This is a genomic window from Blautia sp. DFI.6.71 (assembly GCF_020593585.1).
GTDB classification, from domain to species: Bacteria; Bacillota; Clostridia; order Lachnospirales; family Lachnospiraceae; genus Blautia_A; species Blautia_A wexlerae.
The window spans coordinates 71,587-92,879 of record NZ_JAJDMJ010000009.1 but is presented as its reverse complement, the minus strand read 5'-3'; the positions used below and the strand labels follow the sequence as shown (position 1 = coordinate 92,879).

The 21,293-nt window shown below is 41.7% G+C and carries 23 protein-coding genes; 20 read left to right on the top strand and 3 right to left on the bottom strand.

All coding sequences use genetic code 11. The annotated features are described in order from the left end of the window. Positions 1-225: 225 nt before the first annotated feature. Entirely contained in the window at positions 226-1,488 is a 1,263-nt protein-coding gene (locus LJE12_RS20240; protein WP_161233486.1) for a molybdopterin molybdotransferase MoeA, read from the top strand. Positions 1,489-1,504: 16 nt separating this feature from the next. After that, positions 1,505-2,017: a molybdopterin-guanine dinucleotide biosynthesis protein B gene (gene mobB, locus LJE12_RS06280; RefSeq protein ID WP_008706182.1), complete on the top strand. Its 513-nt coding sequence runs from the start codon at positions 1,505-1,507 to the stop codon at positions 2,015-2,017. Here the strand turns inward: mobB and fdhD are convergent. Beyond that, the gene (gene fdhD / locus LJE12_RS06275; RefSeq protein WP_226852729.1) at positions 1,992-2,810 is read right to left on the bottom strand and encodes a formate dehydrogenase accessory sulfurtransferase FdhD; all 819 of its coding nucleotides are present in this window, start codon (positions 2,808-2,810) and stop codon (positions 1,992-1,994) included. The genes mobB and fdhD overlap by 26 nt on opposite strands. A gap of 210 nt (positions 2,811-3,020) precedes the next feature. Between fdhD and moaA the strand changes: the two genes are divergently transcribed. Continuing rightward, complete coding sequence (gene moaA / locus LJE12_RS06270; protein ID WP_022380643.1) at positions 3,021-3,995, top strand: GTP 3',8-cyclase MoaA; 975 nt, start codon at positions 3,021-3,023, stop codon at positions 3,993-3,995. Here the strand turns inward: moaA and LJE12_RS06265 are convergent. Next, a complete protein-coding gene (locus tag LJE12_RS06265; protein WP_008706177.1) occupies positions 3,978-4,514 on the bottom strand; it encodes a type III toxin-antitoxin system ToxN/AbiQ family toxin in 537 nt (178 codons plus the stop codon). The two genes, moaA and LJE12_RS06265, sit on opposite strands and share 18 nt — an antisense overlap. A 217-nt stretch (positions 4,515-4,731) precedes the next feature. Between LJE12_RS06265 and mobA the strand changes: the two genes are divergently transcribed. The 16 genes from mobA to holA all read left to right on the top strand — a co-directional run bounded on the left by mobA (position 4,732) and on the right by holA (position 19,719). Next, on the top strand, positions 4,732-5,352 hold the full coding sequence (mobA, locus tag LJE12_RS06260; protein ID WP_020993502.1) for a molybdenum cofactor guanylyltransferase: 621 nt from the start codon (positions 4,732-4,734) through the stop codon (positions 5,350-5,352). 74 nt (positions 5,353-5,426) lie between these two features. Continuing rightward, positions 5,427-6,086 (top strand): CPBP family intramembrane glutamic endopeptidase, encoded by a 660-nt coding sequence (locus LJE12_RS06255; RefSeq protein WP_147612019.1) that lies wholly within the window; start codon positions 5,427-5,429, stop codon positions 6,084-6,086. Between the two features lie 553 nt (positions 6,087-6,639). Continuing rightward, positions 6,640-6,999 carry a hypothetical protein gene (locus LJE12_RS06250; RefSeq protein ID WP_008706170.1) on the top strand — a complete coding sequence of 120 codons (360 nt, stop codon included), beginning with the start codon at positions 6,640-6,642 and terminating at the stop codon, positions 6,997-6,999. A gap of 109 nt (positions 7,000-7,108) precedes the next feature. Further along, entirely contained in the window at positions 7,109-7,306 is a 198-nt protein-coding gene (locus tag LJE12_RS06245) for a phage holin family protein (protein WP_055059787.1), read from the top strand. Between the two features lie 624 nt (positions 7,307-7,930). After that, a complete protein-coding gene (locus tag LJE12_RS06235; RefSeq protein WP_227226643.1) occupies positions 7,931-8,164 on the top strand; it encodes a hypothetical protein in 234 nt (77 codons plus the stop codon). Further along, a complete protein-coding gene (locus tag LJE12_RS06230) occupies positions 8,157-8,681 on the top strand; it encodes an RHS repeat domain-containing protein (RefSeq protein ID WP_055059789.1) in 525 nt (174 codons plus the stop codon). Before LJE12_RS06235 ends, LJE12_RS06230 begins: the two co-directional genes overlap by 8 nt. 64 nt (positions 8,682-8,745) lie before the next feature. Beyond that, positions 8,746-9,159 (top strand): hypothetical protein, encoded by a 414-nt coding sequence (locus LJE12_RS06225; protein WP_055059790.1) that lies wholly within the window; start codon positions 8,746-8,748, stop codon positions 9,157-9,159. Continuing rightward, complete coding sequence (locus tag LJE12_RS06220; RefSeq protein WP_025578529.1) at positions 9,160-9,612, top strand: DUF5071 domain-containing protein; 453 nt, start codon at positions 9,160-9,162, stop codon at positions 9,610-9,612. A 345-nt stretch (positions 9,613-9,957) separates the two neighbouring features. Beyond that, on the top strand, positions 9,958-11,409 hold the full coding sequence (locus LJE12_RS06215) for a sensor histidine kinase (protein ID WP_227226663.1): 1,452 nt from the start codon (positions 9,958-9,960) through the stop codon (positions 11,407-11,409). An 11-nt stretch (positions 11,410-11,420) separates the two neighbouring features. Then, complete coding sequence (locus LJE12_RS06210) at positions 11,421-12,362, top strand: GerMN domain-containing protein (protein WP_008706166.1); 942 nt, start codon at positions 11,421-11,423, stop codon at positions 12,360-12,362. A gap of 28 nt (positions 12,363-12,390) precedes the next feature. Then, the gene (locus LJE12_RS06205) at positions 12,391-14,688 is read left to right on the top strand and encodes a DNA internalization-related competence protein ComEC/Rec2 (RefSeq protein WP_227226644.1); all 2,298 of its coding nucleotides are present in this window, start codon (positions 12,391-12,393) and stop codon (positions 14,686-14,688) included. Positions 14,689-14,865: 177 nt separating this feature from the next. Then, positions 14,866-16,155 (top strand): L-aspartate oxidase, encoded by a 1,290-nt coding sequence (locus LJE12_RS06200; RefSeq protein WP_227226645.1) that lies wholly within the window; start codon positions 14,866-14,868, stop codon positions 16,153-16,155. Continuing rightward, positions 16,148-16,999: a carboxylating nicotinate-nucleotide diphosphorylase gene (gene nadC, locus LJE12_RS06195; protein ID WP_022380105.1), complete on the top strand. Its 852-nt coding sequence runs from the start codon at positions 16,148-16,150 to the stop codon at positions 16,997-16,999. Before LJE12_RS06200 ends, nadC begins: the two co-directional genes overlap by 8 nt. Positions 17,000-17,073: 74 nt before the next feature. Beyond that, positions 17,074-17,622 carry a transcription repressor NadR gene (locus LJE12_RS06190; RefSeq protein WP_022380106.1) on the top strand — a complete coding sequence of 183 codons (549 nt, stop codon included), beginning with the start codon at positions 17,074-17,076 and terminating at the stop codon, positions 17,620-17,622. A gap of 19 nt (positions 17,623-17,641) precedes the next feature. Further along, a complete protein-coding gene (gene nadA, locus LJE12_RS06185; protein ID WP_227226646.1) occupies positions 17,642-18,559 on the top strand; it encodes a quinolinate synthase NadA in 918 nt (305 codons plus the stop codon). Between the two features lie 173 nt (positions 18,560-18,732). After that, positions 18,733-19,719, top strand: a complete 987-nt coding sequence (holA, locus tag LJE12_RS06180; protein ID WP_227226647.1) for a DNA polymerase III subunit delta — start codon at positions 18,733-18,735, stop codon at positions 19,717-19,719. A gap of 122 nt (positions 19,720-19,841) precedes the next feature. Here holA and rpsT read toward each other — a convergent pair whose 3' ends face one another. Then, entirely contained in the window at positions 19,842-20,105 is a 264-nt protein-coding gene (gene rpsT / locus LJE12_RS06175; RefSeq protein WP_020993497.1) for a 30S ribosomal protein S20, read from the bottom strand. 217 nt (positions 20,106-20,322) lie between these two features. On the opposite strand from rpsT, the gene gpr reads away from it, so the two are divergent. Next, positions 20,323-21,237, top strand: coding sequence for a GPR endopeptidase (gene gpr / locus LJE12_RS06170; RefSeq protein WP_022380109.1), 915 nt, complete (start codon positions 20,323-20,325; stop codon positions 21,235-21,237). Positions 21,238-21,293: the final 56 nt, after the last annotated feature.

Sequence of the window (21,293 nt, the reverse complement as noted above, 5' to 3'; positions counted from 1 at the left end):
TCAGCAGTGGGCTGAATATTATGATGTTATAGCAATTTCCAAAATACTGAAGACAATCTGGTTTGTAAAAAATAAGGCTCTAATGGAGTGCCTTAGTGATATTATTCTTTGAAATTGCTATAGAGTTCAAAGGGTAAAACTAATATATCCGTCAATTGACCCGGTGGTTATAAAGGTATTGAAAAGACTATAAAAAATGTAATATACAAGAGGAGGAATTAGTGCGTGGAGGGAATCAGTGTAGAACAGGCAGTGGAACAGATTCTGCAGCATACGCCTGTAATAAACGAGACAGAAGAAACAGAACTGAATAAAGCAGGGGGAAGAGTCCTGGCGCAGGATATGGTGGCAGAGTTTGACAATCCTCCTTTTGACCGCTCTCCGGTAGATGGCTATGCGTGTAAGGCAGAGGACCTTGCAGGTGCCGCTAAAGAGCATCCGGTGAGGCTGAAAGTCATGGAAGAGATTGATGCAGGACAGTATTCGGAAAGAGAAATCCAGCAGGGACAGGCAGTGCGCATTATGACAGGTGCTGCAATACCCAATGGCTGCAATTGCTGTATTTATCAGGAGGATACCGATTATGGCGAAGATACGGTAGAAGTTTACAGCGAGCAGAAGCGATGGAGTAATTATTGCTTCGCAGGAGAGGATTTTAAAAAGGGAACTACACTTCTGAAGAAAGGGTCACATATCGGATATGTGGAGGCAGCAATTCTGGCCGGAATGGGAGTGGCGAAAGTGCCGGTTTACCGTCAGCCGAGAATCGTGCTTCTGACTACAGGAGATGAGGTGGTAGAACCGGGAATTCCATTGCCGGAAGGAAAAATTTACAACAGCAATATGACAATGCTGTCTGCCAGACTGCGTGAACTGGGAATCGAATCTTTCCATATGGAAGCAGTCAAAGATGATCCGACGGTTATGTCTGAGAAATTAAAAGAAGCAGCAAAAGCGGCAGATATGATCATCACTACGGGAGGTGTATCTGTAGGCAAGAAGGACATTATGCATGAGTCCCTGAGACTGATGGGGGCAGAGCGGATTTTCTGGAGGGTAAAGATGAAACCAGGAATGCCTACACTGTTTTCTGCATATAAAAAGACTTCCGATATAACTGCAACAGATAATTGCGCTTCAGAAAGAGAGATTCCGATCATCAGTCTCTCCGGAAATCCTTTTGGTGTTGCAGTCAGCATAGAACTTTTGATTCGTCCTGCACTGGAAAAAATGATGCAGGATCCATCAATCGGTCTGAAAGAAGTAAATGGCATTATGGCTGATAATTTTGAAAAAGGAATCAAGGGCCGCCGCTTTATCCGGGCATATCTGGAAAATGGAAAATTTCATCTTCCCAATGGTCTTCACTCTAACGGAGTCCTCAGTTCCATGGCCGGCTGCAATTGCCTGATTGATACAAAAACCATGGAAAATCAGGAAAGCAGAAGCCTGAACGCAGGGGATAAAGTGGGCGCGATTTTGCTTTGAGAGGAGCAGCGAACAGGTGGAAAGAAAAAGAATATTTGCAATCAGCGGTGTAAAGAATTCAGGGAAAACAACTTTGATCTGCAGGCTTTTGGAGATTTTTAAAGACAAGGGCCTTAAAGTGGCGGTGTTGAAGCATGACGGGCATGATTTCGTGCCGGACGTACCGGGAACGGATACATACTGTCAGCTTCAGTCCGGAGCTTACGGTACAGCAGTTTTTTCAGCAGGCAAATATATGCTGGTAAAACAGCAGCCGCAGATTTCCGAAAAAGAGCTGGCAGAATTTTTTCCGGAGGCAGATCTGATCTTACTGGAAGGATTTAAATACAGTACTTATCCGAAAATTGAAATTATCCGTAAGGGAAATTCGGCAGAAAGTGTCTGCAATCCGGAAAAACTGATGGCAATCGCCACAAACCTGGATGCAGAGGAAAGAGATGCACTGTCTGTACTGGAAAATGTTCCATTCTTTGAACTGGACAATGCAGAGTGTATTGCAGAATTTATTCTGTCGGATTATTTCCGGTAAAGAGTTTCATACGGTCACGTCGCGCGGCACAGATAAGGGTAAGGTGGTATTCTTTGGCCATGGCAACTGCCTCGGCGGAAGGGGATGCCTTGCTTGCCAGAACCGGTATTCCGGCGCGGATTGCCTTGATCGCCATATCTGTAGGGATACGTCCACTGGAATAAACCACGCATTTCTTCAGGTCAATATTATGGCGCAGGGCATAACCGATGGCCTTATCCAGAGCATTATGACGTCCGATATCTTCGCACTGAAAGAGCAGTTCTCCGTCACAGGCAAGAAAACAGCTGTGAGTTGCCCAGGTCTGGCTGTGAAGCGGGGTACCATTGGCGAAACAGTCTGCAAGATCAAAGATCCACTGTTTTTTCCATGGGACAGGTGTAACTGGCGTCATTGGCTGATCTGTGATAAAATAATCATTAAGAACACGATTTCCGGTGCAGCAGGTCGGAGTAGGAGCTACATAATCTTCATTTTCCTCATGAGACTGTCCGGATTTATTTTTACTCAGGATCACGCGGGCACGTTTGCCGAATTCACAGATGTAGATCTGCTCCACATCCTCGGCAGATGAGATGATACCTTCCGTAAAGAGGCGGCCGAGAACCAGTTCTGTCAGATGTTGTGGGATACAGACCAGTTTCATGGTCAGGCGTTCATTTACATATACATCCATCATGTGTTCCACAAGGATTGGTTCTGTTTCTTCATGAGTTTCCCCGTCACGACCCAGAAACTCATAGGTAACATTCTCGAGCAGATTCAGGTTGTGGTATTGTTCGTTGATTTTCATAGGACAGTTCCTTTCGTCCGGTAAGGATTTTAATAATCTTGATACATTAAGTATAGACTGCGGAGTATGGAGTGTCAAACGATTATGAGAGAAAATATTGCCTGTGATTTTGACGGCGAATAACAGAAGAAAAGGTTACAAAGGTTGCGGTTCACCCGTATCCGGTAACAGGAAAATCAATTATTAGAAAGTAAAAGGCAGGTAGAGCCGATGATAGACAAATATGGAAGAGAAATAGATTATTTAAGGATTTCCCTGACAGACAGATGTAATCTGAGATGCATTTACTGTATGCCGGAAGAAGGCGTAAAATCCCTTTCTCATGCAGAAATCCTCACATACGATGAGATTCTCCGCATCTGCAGGTGCGCAGCAGATCTGGGAATCCGTAAGATTAAACTGACAGGCGGTGAGCCACTTGTTCGTAAAGGCTGTGCAAGTCTTGCAAAACAGATCAAGGCGATCCCGGGAATTGAGAAAGTGACATTAACAACAAATGGAATCCTGCTCGCCGAGCAGCTGGATGCATTACTGGATGCAGGAATTGACGCCATTAATATCAGTCTGGATACTTTGGATCCGGAACTGTTCAAAAAAGTAGCGAGACGTGACGGACTGGAAAAGGTATTTGAGGGAATCGAAGCAGCACTTGCACATCCGGGACTTTCCCTGAAGATCAACAGCGTTCCGGTGATCAAGGAAAAAGAAAACTTCATCGGGATTGCAGGACTGGCGCAGAAATATCCAATCCATGTGCGTTTTATCGAGATGATGCCAATCGGATTCGGAAAACAGTTCCCATTCCAGGATGAAGAATCTATCAAAGCAGTACTGGAAGAAGCCTACGGTCCGATGCATGCAGTCAATGAACGCTACGGAAACGGCCCATGCCATTACTATGAAATCGCAGGATTTAAGGGAAAAATCGGATTTATCAGTGCAATGACCCACAAATTCTGCAGTCAGTGCAACCGAGTACGTCTTACATCCGAAGGATTCATGAAAGGATGCCTCCAGTATCAGAAAGGTACAGACCTGCGGGGGCTTATGCGCGGCGGCTGCACAGATTCGGAACTGAAAAAAGCAATTTATCAGGTGATCTGGAATAAACCGGTGAGCCATAATTTTTATCAAACGAAGACAGAGCAGGATGAAATCAGAGGAATGTCACAGATTGGCGGGTGAGATATGTAAATAAGAAAGACACTTTTCTTCTAACATTTTGAAATTGCAGCATCTTGCGGCAAGGGAAGAATCTGGTTTGGCAATACACTTCTGGTATAATTTCATGGCTTTGTTTTGCAAAGTATTCTGAATATTGTCAATCAGAAATTTTTCTTTTTGGAGCAGATAAATATAATCGGTTTTTTCTTTGTCACTTTTAAAAGAACGGAAACAATCAATCTGATTATATTTTAATTGCGTAAGACAATTGTCTGGAACGGGAATCATGTTATTGATATTTAATACTGCATAAAGATATCTGGTAGATTCATCCTGAAGTTTGTGGAAATCCAGACTGTTTGACATTTTTTGATGTTTGGGTTTGGCGGAAGAGATAGGAACATAGTAATGAAAATTTCCAATTGTAAGAAGAGTTCCTACATGAAGTTTTAAACGTTCCCCATATTCCACATATCCAACGTGGGAATCAAATTGTGTTAGGTAATTTATATATTTTTTATCAACAATATACCAATTCATAAAACCTCCTGAAAGTAAAAAGTGGGTGGATTACTCCACCCATTACTGTTAATCGATTGTTTTAATTGGACAACCTAACCGCTTTTAAACGAGTGTTTTGGCTGGACACTCTAACCGCTATACAGACATTTCTGTCTGTGATTTTATTATATGTAATATGAAGAAAAAAATCAATACTTTTATTGATGATTTATATAAACAAAAAGGAAAACTGATAATGAGAAAGAAAGAAATTTCTATGATTATTCTTGCTGGCGGTGCCAGCAGCCGCATGGGACGGGACAAATCAGATCTGACGATAGATGGGAAGACATTTCTTGAGATGCAGATAGAAAAGGGGGAAAAGCTTGGAATCAGTGATATTCTTCTGTCTGGCTATCATGGTGAAAATAAATATAAATATCCCATTATACCAGACCGCTTCCCGGGAAAAGGTCCGTTGGGAGGGCTGGAAGCCTGTTTTCGTAAAGCAAAGAATCCATATTGCTTGGTACTTGGTGTAGATGTTCCTCTGGTTCCGGCAGAGGAACTGGCTGCACTGATTCGCCAATCTCTGCATTCAGATGCAAAAGCAGTGATACTGAGCCACGGCGGGCATGAGGAACCTCTTATGGGAGTATACTGTACAGACCTGGCAGATGCCATGCTTGAAGAAATCACAGAGCGGAAAGGCGCAGTCTTTGCTTTTCTGCGGAAAAATGGATACGAATGCTACGAAAGCCAGGCTGCGGCCTGGTATTTTTCCAATATCAATGATTCGGAAACATATAAAGAAATAGCGAGAAATCATTTTAGATTCAATTGGAAAACTGTGATGAGAGTCGACAGAAACGTTTGATTGCTTATTACAGGAATAGCTGACAAAATGAACTGTTGATGTATTTTCAACATTAGAGAATAAGGGTGGTGATTATGGCTGAGTATAAGAATTGGTATTTGGCTGGAGGATCGGGAATGAAGGATGAGAGAAAAAAATTAAAATTAATTATATTACAATGCATAGCTGTGATAACTGTAAATTTTATTACAATCTGGTATTTCGAAGAACTTTTTTTCAGGGGATTTTGGTATGTTATTTTTGCATCATTTATTTTAACTTTTATATATATCATACGGAGTTTTTGCTGTTTGAGAAAGATTCGTGTATTTTGGTTTGCGGCAATACCAGTTTTTCTATTTGGAATATATCTGGCATTTTTGTTTAATGATGGAATAAAAAAATTAAACTTTCAGGTATATAAGGAAAAAAGGACTGAAATTGTTCAGATGGTACAGAATAACCAGATAAAAATAAGGAAAGATATGGAATTAATCGAACTACCAGAAGATTATAAAAAATGTTCTTCAGGTGGAGAAGCTGTAGTCCGGAAAAATAATGGCAGTTATACAGTGGGATTCTGGTATACACAAGGCTTTTTGGACAGTGGATTTTCTTTATTTGCCTATAGTAATGATGACAGTCGGACAGATGTGATTCAGATGGTAAAAGAATATGGAGGAATAGAATATGAAATTAATCTGTCTGAGAAAGAAAAGGGCTGGTATTATGTTACGGCAAAAGTCGGTGAGTAATTGAGAAAATGAAAGCGAAATATGTCTGGCGGTTCAAATTAGAATTAAGGAGAACAGAAATATGGATATACAAATACTAAATATTGCTGAACTGTTACTATTTGTTTTCATGATTTGTACTTGTATAAGGATATACAGACAAAAGAAACAAAAAGGAAAAATATCGTTAAAAACGTTAATTATGTTTTTGATAAACCTTATATTCTATGCTATGGTAACTGGAACTAATTATCATCGAACTCACCCGGGAGAGAGTAAATTTCAGGCAGGGATTACATATAATAATGTACGTATATTTATTTATAGTATTGTCTTTTGTTTAGGCCTGGCAATCATGAAGAAAATGAAAAAGCTTGCGTCAAAGTGGATTATAACATGGGCGATATTATGTACGGTATTTCTAATTGTAATGTCGTTTTGCGAAATAGAAAATGCATATGTGAGTTTTTCAACAGCAGATTAGGCAGAAAAGTATTATGGAATTGAAAAAAATAAAATAGATGAAATATATGGTGAAGATTCCATAGAGGTATTATATCTTGAAGATAGACAAATGAATAGTAAAATAATTTATAAAGAAGAAGGAGGGTGGAAATGTACATCACATTCTGAGATAAAATGTCTTTATAATAGGGCTGATTTTAAGAAAGATAATACAATTGTTGTGCGAGAATGTACGATAACCGGAGAACTGTATATCAGTGTTATTTGTGGAAAGAAAGATAATAAAGATTTCCAGATATCAGATACACAAAATACAATTTTTACAAAAAAAGAATTTGTAAATAAAAATGGAGAACAGATAAGTTATAATGGCTATCTTGGAAAAGAAAAACCAAAAAATTATGTGATTCACTTAGATGGCGAAGAGATATCTATAGACTGGAACGAAAGTGATATTATGATTGTTTGACAGGAACAAAGTTAAAGATGAATAAAGTTGATTATGAAGAGAACGGTTGGCATTCCCCCACCGACCGTTTTTTTTGTACCCATTTTTAAGAAAAAAGAGGTGAAAAACTATGAAATACAGAATAATTACATTAATTGGTCTTGCCGAAAGTACTCTGGCAGTGTGTTTTGGAGGTTGGGATAAATTCCTGCAGACATTGCTTTTGTTTATGGCAATCGACTGGTTTACAGGGGGAATCCTTCTTCCGGCAGTATTTGGAAAAAGTCCGAAATCTGAAAATGGTGCACTGGAAAGCAGAGCAGGCTAGAAAGGGTTGTGCAGAAAAGGCATGACATTGTTGTATGTTCTCATTGCTGCCCGTCTGGAGGCATTGATGGGAACAGAATATCTGAGAGATAAGGACAGTTGCTGTACAACTTAAATGTGACTTATCTGGTTGAAGGAACTGTAGTCTGGCAGAATAATGGTGGTTGTACAGTGGATTTTCTTTATTTGCTTATAGCAAGAATGATAACCGGACGGATGTGATTCAGATAGTGAAAGAATATGAAATTAATCTGTCAGAAAAAGGCTGGTATTATGTTGCGGCAAAAATAAGCGAGTAATTGAATGCTTACTTATTTCAGAAAAGTCTAACGGAGCAAATTGTTGATGCATTTCCGGTATTAAAGAGAATCTTTACAGTCTTCCTAAAACAGTTAAGAATGGTTCTGAAACCTTAAACTATACGTATGACGCAAACGGAAATATCATAAGTATCAAAGATTCTGCAGGTGAGAGTACATTTCGATATGACGAATTAAATCAGCTGATCCGGGAAAATAATCATCAGTTAAACAAAACCATCACTTATGCCTATGATCTGGGTGGTAATCTGACAGTAGAAAAAGAGTACGCATTTACGACTGCGGAAACTCTTCCTGATACACCTGTGAAGACAATGACAGGAACTTATGACAGTGCATGGAAGGATAAACTCCTGAGCTGGGATGGCACAGCAATGACTTATGATGCCATTGGAAATATGCTTACCGGAGGAGGAACAACTTATACCTGGACACAGGGACGCAGGCTTTCCGGTGTAGAAAATGGAAAGAGTATTAAATATCTTTACGACAATATTGGTGCCAGAGTGAAAAAAAACAGTAGACAATACAGTGACTGAATATCAGTGGGCAGGAGATCTTCTCCTTTCTGAGAAAACTGACGGAAGAATCATCTGGTACTGTTATGACTCCCAGGCCAATCTGATCTTTGTGACTATCAGGGGAATCACCTATTTTTATGTACGAAATGTACAGGGTGACATCATTGCCCTTGTTGACGCAGATGGAAAAGTGGTAGTAAAATATACTTCTGACAGTTGGGGAAAAGTGATTGCTGTTACAGGTGAGCTGGCAGATACAGTAGGTGTTCAGAATCCATTCCGCTATAAGGGATATTATTATGATAATGAAACAGGTATGTATTATCTGAAAAGTAGATATTATGATGCGGAAATTAAAAGATTTATTTGCGCAGATGGATATTTTTCTACTGGAGTAGGAAAACATGATTGTAATATGTTTTTGTATTGTAATAATAATCCGATTATGAATGTTGATGTTAACGGATATTCATTTATATCGTTTGTAAAAAAAATCAATATCATTTGTAAAGGATATTGTCGGTGCGGTAAGTAAAGGCATTTCGATATCTGGAGGCTCTGCGGTTGCTATTGCGACATCAGATGGACCATCTCCAGTAATGGATTTTGTAGCAGCCGGAATTGTATTAGGTTTTAGTATTTATGAATATTATAAGGATAAAATTCACGATAATACACAAACAAAGATTTTAAGTTTGCCTAGAAATAAAAAAGATGTTGTTATTTATAGGTATGGAGGAACGAATCCTGGAAATTTAACGCCTTCTCAGAAAGATTCAGATACAGGCTTATCGTTCTCAACAATTCCACCTAGGATGGGAGGAAAAGCAGCTGTTACAACAATTAATACATTAAATAAGACAGGGATAGTTTATGCATATCAGGACAAATTAACACATGTTAGTGTGGTGCCAGTAGGAGTAAGTATTCAAACATGGATAAATGCAGGGAGTGGTTCAATTCGGACTCAAGCGGTAAAGAGTGTTGTAGTAAAATGGGATGGAGGAAACTAAATGGGAACAGATATTGATACTATTTTTAAAATGTTAAGTTGGAATAGTTCAGAAAAAGAACAATTGAGAGGAATAGACGAAGCGAAAAAAATAGAATATCTTTCCGTTTTATTTCAACCAATAGAAGATAAATCTGTATGGGAAAACTGTGCAAAGGTAATTAGCTCAAAATCAGATAATGAATTAAAAAAATATATGAATAATATGTTTGAATGGATAAAAGATATGAATTGGCCGGGTGCATTTGATATATATGCAAGAATTAAGCGAATGAATGTAGATTGTATAATGGAAAATTACATATATGCAATAAAAATAGCACTGAAATATCAAGATATAAATTGGCTGGACTATTTGTCTGGACTAATTGAAAATCCTGAGGTTTATAAACTTTTACCCGAAGAATATCAAAAATTAATGACAAAATATTATAATGATTTTTGGAAGGAATAACTTTAAAACAAAAGAGAGCGGTTGGCATTTCACCCCACCGACCGTTCTTTTTGTACCCATTTTTAAGAAAAAAGAGGTGAAAAACCATGAAATGTAAATTTTGTAAGGACAGTTGCTGTATAGCTTGAATATGTCATATCTGTTCGGAGAAGCAAAAGTGAGCGTATATAATAAAAGAGCGATTGAGGTAATATTTCCTGAGATATGTCTTGCGCATTGATTGCTGCAAAAAATAAATTACTTTTCGCTAAGATGTAGAAAAGCCCATTTTTCTGTGATAAGATGATAAGGATTCGATAAACAATGACTGTTTTACGAACAGACAGAAAGCATGCATCAAACTGCATGACAGAAGAGAACGGAGTTGAAAAGGTGAAAAAAAGAAAAAATTTTTTCAGAAGTCTGCGTTTTCGTATTCTGGTCATCCTGATCATTCTGGGAATCGTGCCGGGGGTTATTGTAACATATACGATGCTTCATAACTATCAGAACCGGGCGGTTGCAATGCTTACAGAGACAGTGGGTGATCAGTGCGATATTTTATGTAATCTGATCATCAGGGAGAATTATCTCAATGATACAGATTCAGAGGTTGTAAACAGCAAGCTGGAACTGTTTTCCAATGTGTATAACGGACGCATTCTGCTGGCTGACAGAGATTTTAAGATAGTAAGTGATACCTTCCACACAGAGGAGGGAAAGACGCTTCTCAGTTCACTGGCTGTAGCCTGTCTGAAAGGAGAAGAGACAAGCAATTATGACGCCAGAAGTAAAGTACTGGAGCTTGCGGTTCCTGTACAGAGTCCGGATGTGCAGCAGCTTCAAGGCGTGATGCTGGTAAGCGTTTCGGCTGTTGATATTGCGGAAACACTGGCAGAGATGGAACAGAGAGGCGTGATGCTGATCGGAAGTATTGTTGTTCTTTCGGTATTTCTGGCATGGCTGCTCTCTACAATACTTGTAAAACCACTTGCAAGAGTGACGAAGGCCATTGAAGATCTGACAGATGGCATGCTGGATGAAGAGATCAGTGTTCCTGACTATACGGAGACAGAGCTGATCACAGATGCATTCAACAAGATGGTCAACCGCATGAAAATTCTTGATGAATCCAGGCAGGAGTTTGTATCCAATGTGTCCCATGAACTGAAGACACCCCTGACTTCCATGAAGGTTCTGGCAGATTCTCTGGTTGGACAGCAGGGAGTCCCGGAGGAACTGTATCAGGAGTTTATGAGTGATATTACTGCTGAAATCGACAGAGAGAATAAGATCATTACAGATCTGCTCTCGCTGGTAAAGATGGATAAGAAAGCAGCAGATGTAAACATCACCCATATGGATATCAATCAGCTTCTGGAGGATATCCTCAAGCGCTTGCGTCCCATTGCAGACAGGCGCAATATCGATTTGATCCTGGATTGCTTCCGACCTGTGGATGCAGATGTGGATGAGGTGAAGTTTACTCTTGCTGTCAGCAATCTGGTGGAGAATGGAATTAAATATAATGTGGATGATGGATGGGTGCGTGTGTCTCTGGATGCAGACCATAAATATTTCTATATAACAGTGGCGGATTCCGGTATGGGAATCCCTGAGGACAGTATAGAGAGAATCTTTGAGCGTTTCTATCGTGTGGACAAGTCCCATTCCAAGGAAATCGGGGGAACCGGTCTGGGACTGGCGATCACCAAGAGTTCTATTGCAATGCACCATGGAACGATCAAAGTATTCAGTAAAGAAGGAGAGGGAACTACATTCTCTGTGCGTATTCCTCTGTCTTATATACCGTCATAGGAGGTGCCATTGTGAAAAAGAAACTTTCAATCATTATAACAGCGTTAATACTAAGCATCCTTGCGGCCGGGTGTTCTGTGGAGATACATGAAGATTCGGGTAAACAGGATGCCAAATATTATCTGTACGATATCAGCTCTGATGAAACTCAGCTTCAGAAGGAAAGCTACTCTCCGGAGGAGACAACTGCAGACTATATGCTTAAGGATATGATGCAGCGGATGAACAGCCAGCAGACAGATTCGCAGAACCGGGTCAGTCTGCTTCCTGAAGGAGTACAGATGAATTACAGTGTAGAAGAGGACGTGCTGGTGGTCAACTTTAACAGTCAGTACAGCAGCATGAGCCGCGCCAGGGAATTACTTGTGCGGGCAGGTGTTGTGAAGACTTTCCTTCAGGTTCCGGGGATTAATTCTGTGCGTTTTACAATAGAAAATGAAGATCTGACAGATTCCAGGGGACAGGCTGTGGGAAATATGACTGCAGATACCTTTGCCGAGTTCACAGGAACTGAACCGGATGCCTATTGCAGCAATACCTTTACGCTTTATTTTACTGATAAGAGTGGTCAGAAGCTGGTAAAAGAACAGCGTACTGTGCGGTATAAACGCAGTATCCCCAAAGAGAGGATCGTTCTGGAACAGTTAATGAAGGGACCGCTGGAAAAAGGGCATTACCCCACAATTCCGGAGAATACGGAGGTTCTGAATGTGACCATAGCAGACAGAATCTGCTATGTGGCATTTGACGGAGTATTTTCTTCCTATGCGCTGGATGTATCGGAGAAAATACCGGTATATTCTGTGGTAAATTCGCTGCTGGATGCGCTGGATGCAGACAAAGTGCAGATTACGGTCGGCGGGAAGGACAGGCTGGATACCTTTGGTAAGAAGATGGAGCTGTATCATTTTTATGAAAGAAATGATAAGCTGGTAGTCAAGGAAAAAGAGTGATATTCATAAACGAAGAGGAGGCACAAAAGTGAGGAGACGCCCTGTGTGTATCCTGTGCATGCTTCTGGTTGTTTTTCTGTGTGTGACAGACTGGCTGGGATTTTCCCTGATAAGGGGGAATCCACTGCCACAGTCTGTGCAGACATGGATCAGAAAGCATCCGGAATCCACCATCTGCGGGGAGGTGGTCAGGTGCCGGGAGAATGAAGATTTTCAATCTGTATATCTTAGAAATACTTATCTTATTTACAATTCTGAAAAAGTTTCCATTGATAATATAAAGGTTTATTTAAAACAAAAAAAGAATCATAGCGGTAACAGTGATGTTGATAAACTTCTGGCAGGAAGTCTTGTTCTGGTGTCCGGAAAACTGGAAGAGGTGCAAAGCCCCACGAATCCGGGAGAGTTTGACAGTAAAGCATACTATGGCTGCCAGAGGATCTATTATGTGATGAAGAAAGGAAAGATAAAGAAGCAGTCGCAGAGTCATTCTGTATATGGGCAGTTCCTGATCGATATGCAGCAGAAATTTGCAGGTATTCTGGAGAAGACCTGTGGAATGGAAGCTGGAGCGTTTGAAGCAATCGTGCTGGGAGATAAAACAAATCTGGATCCGGAGTTGAAAATGCGTTATCAGATGGCAGGAATTATACATATTCTGGCGATTTCGGGGCTCCATATCAGTCTTCTTGGAATGGGACTGTATAATCTGCTGAAAAAAATCGGTCTGGGTATCTGGCCGGCAGGCCTGCTGGCGCTGGTGATCATGCTTCAGTATGGGATGATGACCGGAGGGACTGTTTCAACTATGCGGGCAGTATGTATGTTTTTACTTTCTGTAGGTGCAAAGATTGCAGGACGGATTTATGATATGCCTACAGGAATGGCGGCTGCGGCGATCCTGATCCTTATGGAAAATCCGGCGTATCTGCTTGATGGAGGTTTTCTGCTGTCTTTTGGATCGGTGATTGGGATTGGCTGTGTCTGGCCAATGGTGCAGGAGGGGATGGATGTATTAAACCGGAAAAAACGAAGTAAGGTTAATGAGAAGGGAAAAATCAGAAATAAACTTCTGATGTCATTTCTGGCATCCGGAGTTGTGCAGCTTACCACACTTCCCATAGTGCTGTGGTTTTACGGAGAAGTGTCGGTGATGGGGATTTTTCTGAATCTGCTGGTGCTTCCTACTGTGGGGATTGTACTGGGAAGCGGAACTGCCGGTGCATTACTTGGATTAGTCACTGTCAGAGGAGCGTTTCTGGCTGTTGTTCCGGGCAGGATTATTCTGAGAGGATATGAGTTCCTGACAGTGCTGTTGGGGCGACTTTCGTTTTGTACATGGATCGGCGGAAAGCCGGAAGTGTGGCAGATCGTTGGATATTATCTGGTTCTGGCAACAGCGGTGTGGATGTACAGAGCGGGTGTGAAGAAAAGTGAAAATGGTAAGATCTTTGCGTGGAAAATCCGGGCTGTATATGCAGGTATGGTATGCTTTGCAATTCTGCTGATCAGTTACAGACCGTATGAAGATTTCCGTATCGCCTGTCTGGATGTGGGACAGGGAGACGGAATTGTGGTGGAAATAGAAAACAGATGGAATATCCTGATCGACGGGGGCAGTACGAATAAGAATGAACTGGGAAAATATCAGCTGCTCCCATACTTGAAGAGCAGAGGGATTTCCAGACTGGACGGAATTTATGTTTCTCACACAGATGAAGATCATATCAGCGGGGTGCGGGAACTTCTGGAATTTGTTGAGAAAGATCTGACTTCTCTGCGCATAGAGAATCTGATCCTGCCCAAATGGAGCGATATTCAGGAGAATAAAAATTATCGGGAGCTGACAGAGCTGGCAGAGTCAGCGGGAGTCCGGGTGCTTACTATGAAAGCAGGAGATGAGATCAGATATGGAACTGTCAGACTGAAGGTTCTGTGGCCGGAGTCCACAGCATCAGGGAAGGAAGTAAATGAAGATGCGATGGTTCTGGAAATGATAAGCAAAGATTTCAAAGGGCTTTTTACCGGAGATATCGGGATGGTGACAGAAGAAAAACTGATACAGAATGGGTGTCTTGAAGATGTGGACTTCCTGAAAACTGCTCATCACGGTTCCAGATATTCTACAGGAGCAGAGTTTCTGGAAATCGTCAGACCGGAACTGGCTGTTGTTTCCTGTTCTGCAACAAACACATACGGGCATCCGTCGCCGGATACGCTGGAACGGCTGAAGAAGAGTGGAAGCAGAGTGCTGATCACCAGAGACTGTGGGGCGGTTACAATAGTCAATGGAAAATCTGTTTCTGCCTTTAACCGAATCAAGTAAGCCCCCTGTGGAGATGTGAAAAGCAATAAGCAGTAGGATTTTCAAAGTGGTTACGTTCACAGTAACTCAAAGCAAACAATGTTGTCATAATTATATACAGGTGTCTTGACACCTATATATCCGGGGAGTATAATTGCACAGACAAACGAAAATCAGGCATGATGTGAGGAAAGAAAGATGAAAGAACATTATGATGTCATTATTGTGGGAACAGGGGCAGCCGGACTGTACTGTGCACTGAACCTTCCGGAGAAAATGAAAATCCTGCTTATCACCAAGCAGGAGGCAGACCGGTCAGATTCATTCCTGGCACAGGGCGGAATCTGTATGCTGCGCGGCGAAGATGACTATGAAAATTATTTTGAAGATACCATGCGGGCAGGACATTATGAGAATAATAAACGGGCAGTAGATCTGATGATCCGCAGCTCCAATGATATTATCAGAGATCTTCTGCGTTATCATGTGGATTTTGCAAGGGATGGTCTGGGAAATCTGGCATTTACCAGAGAGGGAGCACATTCCCAGCCAAGAATTCTTTTTCATGAGGATATTACAGGAAAAGAAATCACACAGACTCTCTTAACTGCTGCAAAAATAAAAGAAAATATTGAAATCTGTGAATATATGACTATGGTAGACCTGATCTCCAAAGATAATACAGTCTGCGGAATCATTGCAATGGACCGGAATGATCAGGCATTTCCTGTTTATTCTCAGTATGTGGTTCTTGCCTGCGGCGGAATCGGCGGGCTTTTTAAAAACTCTACCAACTTTTCGCATATTGCGGGAGATGGTGTGGGAATTGCAATGAAGCACCATGTGGAAATGGAAAATCTGGACTATATCCAGATTCATCCGACAACTCTCTATTCAAAGAAACCCGGACGGCGTTTCCTGGTTTCAGAATCAGTCAGAGGAGAAGGTGCTCTTCTGTATGATAAGAACGGACAGCGTTTTACAAACGAATTACAGCCGAGAGATCTGCTGAGCCAGAAGATTTTTGCCCAGATGGAAAAGGATGGAACAGAGTTTGTATGGGAAGATATGCGCCCTCTGGGAGAGAAAACAATTCTGGAACATTTTCCTCATATTTATGAACAGTGCGTGGAAGAAGGCTTTGATCCGAGAAAAGAGCCAATCCCGGTTGTTCCGGCACAGCATTATTTTATGGGTGGGATCAAGGTAAATCTGGGAAGCAAAACTTCCATGAAGGGACTTTATGCGTGTGGAGAGACAAGTTGTAATGGTGTTCATGGAAGAAACCGTCTGGCAAGTAATTCTCTTTTGGAATCTCTGGTCTTTGCAAGAAAGGCTGCAGATGATATGATATTTGGACAGACACCGGAATATGTGCGGGCAGATGCAATTGATATGAATATGTATGAAAGCAGAGAAGAACTGCTTAATGCCTGCCACGAAACCGTATTAAAAGAGATTGAAAGGATGAAAAAAAGTCATGAATAGTATTACAATGAAAATGCAGGCAGACAAGCTGATCCGTATGGCGCTTCAGGAGGACATTACCAGTGAGGATGTTTCCACGAATGCAGTGATGCGAAGCGCAGTAAAAGGAACCGTAGATCTGATCGCAAAGGAAGACGGAATCATTGCCGGACTGGATGTATATGCGAGAGTATTCCAGATTCTGGATGAGAAAACAGAGATCAGTTTCAACTTTAAAGACGGTGAGGCAGTAAAGAAGGGCGATCTTCTTGGAACAGTAACAGGAGATATCCGGGTGCTTCTTTCCGGAGAGAGAGTTGCCCTGAATTATCTCCAGAGAATGAGTGGTATCGCTACTTATACAAAACAGGTTTCAAAGCTTCTGGAAGGAAGTAAGGTAACACTTCTGGACACCAGAAAGACAACTCCGAACTGTCGTGTTTTTGAAAAATATGCTGTACGTATAGGCGGCGGATGCAACCACAGATATAATCTTTCTGACGGAGTACTGCTTAAGGATAATCATATCGGAGCAGCCGGAAGCGTAGCGAAAGCAGTGGCCATGGCAAAAGAATATGCACCATTTGTCCGTAAGATCGAGATTGAAGTAGAGACTATGGAACAGGTAAAAGAAGCAGTAGAAGCAGGAGCAGATATCATTATGCTTGACAATATGACACCGGAAATGATGAAAGAAGCAGTAGAGCTTATCGCAGGCCGGGCACAGACAGAATGCTCCGGAAATATCACAAAGGAAAATATCGCCAAAATCCTGGAAACAGGTGTGGATTTTGTTTCCAGCGGTGCACTGACACATTCTGCTCCAATCCTTGACATTTCCATGAAGAATCTTCATGCAATATAATAACATGGCAGCGAAGCTGTTTTGCAGCGGATAATTTGCTATAGGATTATATCGTGGAGAAAGGATGGGAAAGTATGAATACTGCTCAGAGAAGAACTGAAATTTTAAAGCTCCTTCAGCAGGAAGAAAAACCTGTGGCTGCCAGGGCGATGGCATCACAGTTCGGAGTAAGCAGACAGGTGATCGTGCAGGATATGGCTGTGATACGTGCATCTACACCGGGAATCCTGTCAACGACCAGAGGATATGTGTTGCAGCAGGATAAAGATATTGCATGCACCAGAGAATTTAAAGTACGCCATGGGCAGGAGCAGGCAGCGGAGGAACTGAATCTGATCGTGGACTGTGGCGGGCGAGTGAAAAATATCAGCATCAGCCACAGGGTTTATGGCCGTGTCACTGCAGAAATGGATATTCGTTCCAGACAGGATGTGAATGAATTTGTCCAGGCAATCAACAGCAGCCATTCCAGCGTATTAAGCAGTGCTACTTCCGGGTATCACTATCATTTGATAGAAGCATCCAGCCAGGAAAGGCTGGATCTGATCGGAGAACAGTTAAAGAAAGCAGGTTTCCTTGCACCACTTCAGCCATGGGAAAAGGAAAAACATCATAATATATAAGTAAGAAGGGATTCAGAAGATGACAATAGCAGAAATTCAGCAGGAAATCCTGCGAATGAAAAAAGAACAGGATATCTGTATTCTTGCACACGCATATCAGGGTCAGGAGATTCTGGAAGTGGCGGACTATACAGGAGATTCCTATGGCCTGAGTGTACAGGCATCCAAAAGAGACTGCAGCGGTGTGATCATGTGCGGCGTTCGTTTTATGGCAGAAACCTGCAAGATTTTAAGCCCGAAGAAAAAAGTCTGGCTGGCTAATCCTGTAGCCGGATGTCCTATGGCAGAGCAGTTGGATCTGGAAGGTCTGCGTGAATTAAAAGCACAGTATCCGGATTATGCAGTTGTCGCCTATATTAATACAACTTCAGAACTGAAAACAGAATGTGACGTATGCGTTACGTCCTCATCAGCAGTTGAAATCTGCAAAAAGCTGGAGCAGGATAAGATTTTATTTATTCCGGATCCGAACCTGGGACATTATGTGGCGGAAAAGCTTCCGGAGAAAACTTTTGCATTTTATAAAGGCGGATGTCCGAGACATATCGTGGTCAGTGCAAAAGATGTAGAAAAAGCCCGCGCAGCGCATCCGGATGCACTTTTCCTGGTACACCCGGAATGCCGTCAGGAAGTAGTAGAGCAGGCTGATTATGTAGGCTCCACCACAGGAATCATGAAATTTGCAAAGAAATCTGAACATAAAGAATTTATCATCGGAACAGAAAACAGCATTGTAGAGCATCTTCAGTTTGAATGTCCTGATAAGAAATTTTACCCGGTTGCAGTACAGCTTACATGCATGAATATGAAGGTTACCACCTTAATGGACATCTACAACTGCCTGAAAGGACAGGGCGGGGAAGAAATCCTCCTTCCGGAAAATATCATGGAAGGCGCCGGAAGATGCATTCACAGAATGGTGGAGCTGGGCGGCTGAATAATAATCTGAAATTTTCTGCTGGCTATTATGTCATGGAATTGATACAATAAAAGTAACGTTACTGAGAACAGTAACAAAGTAACTGCTCTGCAGTCTGATATCTTGGTATCTGTGAATAGAACAACAGATTGCTGAACAGTTACAGACAAAACAGCCTCAGGAGTAGAAAATTGAAAAACATACAGGCAGACATTAAATCAGGAAATTTTAAACAGGTGTATCTTCTCTATGGAGAGGAAGCATATCTGAAACAACAGTATAAACAGAATCTGGTAAAGGCACTGAATCCGGATGGGGATACTATGAACTTCAATCACTATGAAGGCAAGGGGATTGATGTAAAACAGTTGATCGACCTCTGTGAAACCATGCCATTTTTTGCAGAGCGCAGAGTTGTTTTGCTGGAAGATACAGGTTTTTTCAAAAATAAGTGTGAGGAACTGGCAGATTATATGAAAGAGCTGCCGGACTATCTGTATCTGGTTTTTGCAGAAACGGAAGTAGACAAGAGAAACCGCATGTACAAAGCAGTAAAAGCCTGCGGAAGTATTGCGGAATTTATCAGACAGGATGAAAAAACTCTGATGCGCTGGGCAGCAGGGATCCTGGGGAAAGCCGGAAAAAAGATCACCCAGAGAGACATGGAACTTCTGCTGACCAAAACAGGAACTGATATGGGGAATCTCAGGATGGAGATGGAGAAGCTTATCAGTTATACAGAAGGCAGGGATGTGGTGACTGCAGAGGATATTGAAGAAATCTGCACCACCCAGACAACCAACAGAATTTTTGATATGGTGCGTGCAGTAACAGAGAAAAATCAGAAGCGTGCACTGGAACTTTATTATGATCTGCTGACATTGAAAGAACCGCCGATGAGGATCCTGTTTCTTCTTGCGAAGCAGTATCGCCAGCTACTGTTGGCAAAACAGTTTGCGGCAGCAGGACTTGCGCAGACAGAAATAGCTTCGAAACTGGGAGTTCCCGGATTTGTTGTGAGAAACATTACAACATGTGCCAGAGCTTACGCCATATCTGAACTGGAACAGGCAGTAAAAGATTTTGTGGATGCGGAAGAATCAGTAAAAACAGGACGACTGGAAGATAAGCTGAGCGTAGAATTACTGATCATTAAGTACAGCAGTAAAGTAAAATAGGAAAAACGGTAACTGCCGGATATTCTGGCAGTTACAAAAGATAATAACAAAAAAGACAGCCACATGACGGTGATGGCTGTCCTTTTTAATCATAAGCTTATAATTAAAAATTCAATCTATAATTAGTCAATGCTGTTAACAGCTTTAGCTAAACGGGCAACTTTTCTTGCACAGTTGTTTTTATGATAAACACCTTTGGATGTAGCTTTGCTGATTGTGGAAACAGCATCCTTTAATGCTACTTCTGCAGCTGCCTTATCTTTATTTGCTACTGCTGCTTCAACTTTCTTCATAGAAGTTTTAACTGCAGATTTGATTGCTTTGTTTCTTGCTGCTTTAGTTCTGTTTACTAAAATTCTTTTCTTAGCAGATTTAATGTTAGCCAATTCGTACACCTCCAATTTAATTCGATAAAATATTATTATACTCCTGTCATAGAAACAGACACGGGCGCTCCTATGAACATGCTTATATATATTATCTCAAATAATCTTCCTTGTCAATACATATTTCCATAAAAAAAGCTAAAAATAGATATAAAAAGTTGTTATAAGAACGGAGTAAACAGTAACAAATATTGAATGAAGTACGGAGGGAAAAGAGATGCTGGATAATTACGGAATAAGAACAGACCTGGCGCTGGAGGCAACCGAACGGTTTACAGAGGAAAACGTAGAAGTCCGGGGAGTGGAGATCCACGAAGATTATAATGAAGAGAAAGATATCCGTACCACTGTGGTAAAAATCACCACAGAAAACGGTGCCCGGACAATGGGACGACCCCAGGGAAGCTATATTACGATAGAAGCTCCGGGGCTTTCTGTACATGATGAGGATTATCACAGAGAAATTTCCCTGGAAATCGCCCGTCATTTACAGAATGTGATCAATCTGGAACGTGAGCTGTCCATTCTGGTAGTAGGTCTGGGAAATTCAGCGATCACAGCCGATTCCCTGGGGCCTCATGTGGTAGAAAATCTTCATATAACGAGACATATGATAAGAGAGTATGGCCTGCAGAGCCTTGGAAAAGAAAAAATGCACCGTATCAGTGGAATTATCCCGGGAGTAATGGCACAGACAGGCATGGAGACGTCTGAGATCATACAGGGAATCGTGGCAGAGACAAAGCCGGACATAGTGATTGCCATTGATGCGCTGGCAGCAAGAAGCACCAGACGCCTGAACCGTACGATCCAGATCACAGACACAGGAATCAACCCGGGTTCCGGTGTAGGCAATCACAGAGTGGGGCTTACAGAAGAAAATCTGCAGGTAAAAGTGATCGGGATCGGAGTACCCACCGTAGTAGATGCGGCAACTATCGTCCATGATTCCATGGCACACCTTCTGGAAGCGCTGGAAGAGGCAGAACAGAAAGAATTTTTGGAAGAAATGATATCGCCCCATCTTCACACCATGTTTGTAACTCCCAAAGATGTGGATGAGACAGTAAAATACCTGAGTTTCACAATCTCAGAAGGACTGAACATGGCGTTTGAGGAAATAGGCGGCTGACCGGAAAATTGTTCCGTCAGTGTGAACAGGGTATAAATGGGAAAACATGGACATAG

Excerpts from the sequence above, each read along its gene's own strand:
- gpr (WP_022380109.1), top strand. The coding sequence starts at position 20,323 with ATGCTGGATAATTACGGAATAAGAACAGACCTGGCGCTGGAGGCAACC.
- LJE12_RS06200 (WP_227226645.1), top strand. The coding sequence starts at position 14,866 with ATGAAAGAACATTATGATGTCATTATTGTGGGAACAGGGGCAGCCGGA.
- nadA (WP_227226646.1), top strand. The coding sequence starts at position 17,642 with ATGACAATAGCAGAAATTCAGCAGGAAATCCTGCGAATGAAAAAAGAA.
- LJE12_RS06255 (WP_147612019.1), top strand. The coding sequence starts at position 5,427 with ATGGCTGAGTATAAGAATTGGTATTTGGCTGGAGGATCGGGAATGAAG.
- LJE12_RS06215 (WP_227226663.1), top strand. The coding sequence starts at position 9,958 with ATGACAGAAGAGAACGGAGTTGAAAAGGTGAAAAAAAGAAAAAATTTT.
- LJE12_RS06220 (WP_025578529.1), top strand. The coding sequence starts at position 9,160 with ATGGGAACAGATATTGATACTATTTTTAAAATGTTAAGTTGGAATAGT.
- LJE12_RS06265 (WP_008706177.1), bottom strand. The coding sequence starts at position 4,514 with ATGAATTGGTATATTGTTGATAAAAAATATATAAATTACCTAACACAA.
- LJE12_RS06250 (WP_008706170.1), top strand. The coding sequence starts at position 6,640 with ATGAATAGTAAAATAATTTATAAAGAAGAAGGAGGGTGGAAATGTACA.
- fdhD (WP_226852729.1), bottom strand. The coding sequence starts at position 2,810 with ATGAAAATCAACGAACAATACCACAACCTGAATCTGCTCGAGAATGTT.
- moaA (WP_022380643.1), top strand. The coding sequence starts at position 3,021 with ATGATAGACAAATATGGAAGAGAAATAGATTATTTAAGGATTTCCCTG.
- mobA (WP_020993502.1), top strand. The coding sequence starts at position 4,732 with ATGAGAAAGAAAGAAATTTCTATGATTATTCTTGCTGGCGGTGCCAGC.
- LJE12_RS06190 (WP_022380106.1), top strand. The coding sequence starts at position 17,074 with ATGAATACTGCTCAGAGAAGAACTGAAATTTTAAAGCTCCTTCAGCAG.
- nadC (WP_022380105.1), top strand. The coding sequence starts at position 16,148 with ATGAATAGTATTACAATGAAAATGCAGGCAGACAAGCTGATCCGTATG.
- LJE12_RS06245 (WP_055059787.1), top strand. The coding sequence starts at position 7,109 with ATGAAATACAGAATAATTACATTAATTGGTCTTGCCGAAAGTACTCTG.
- LJE12_RS06225 (WP_055059790.1), top strand. The coding sequence starts at position 8,746 with ATGGATTTTGTAGCAGCCGGAATTGTATTAGGTTTTAGTATTTATGAA.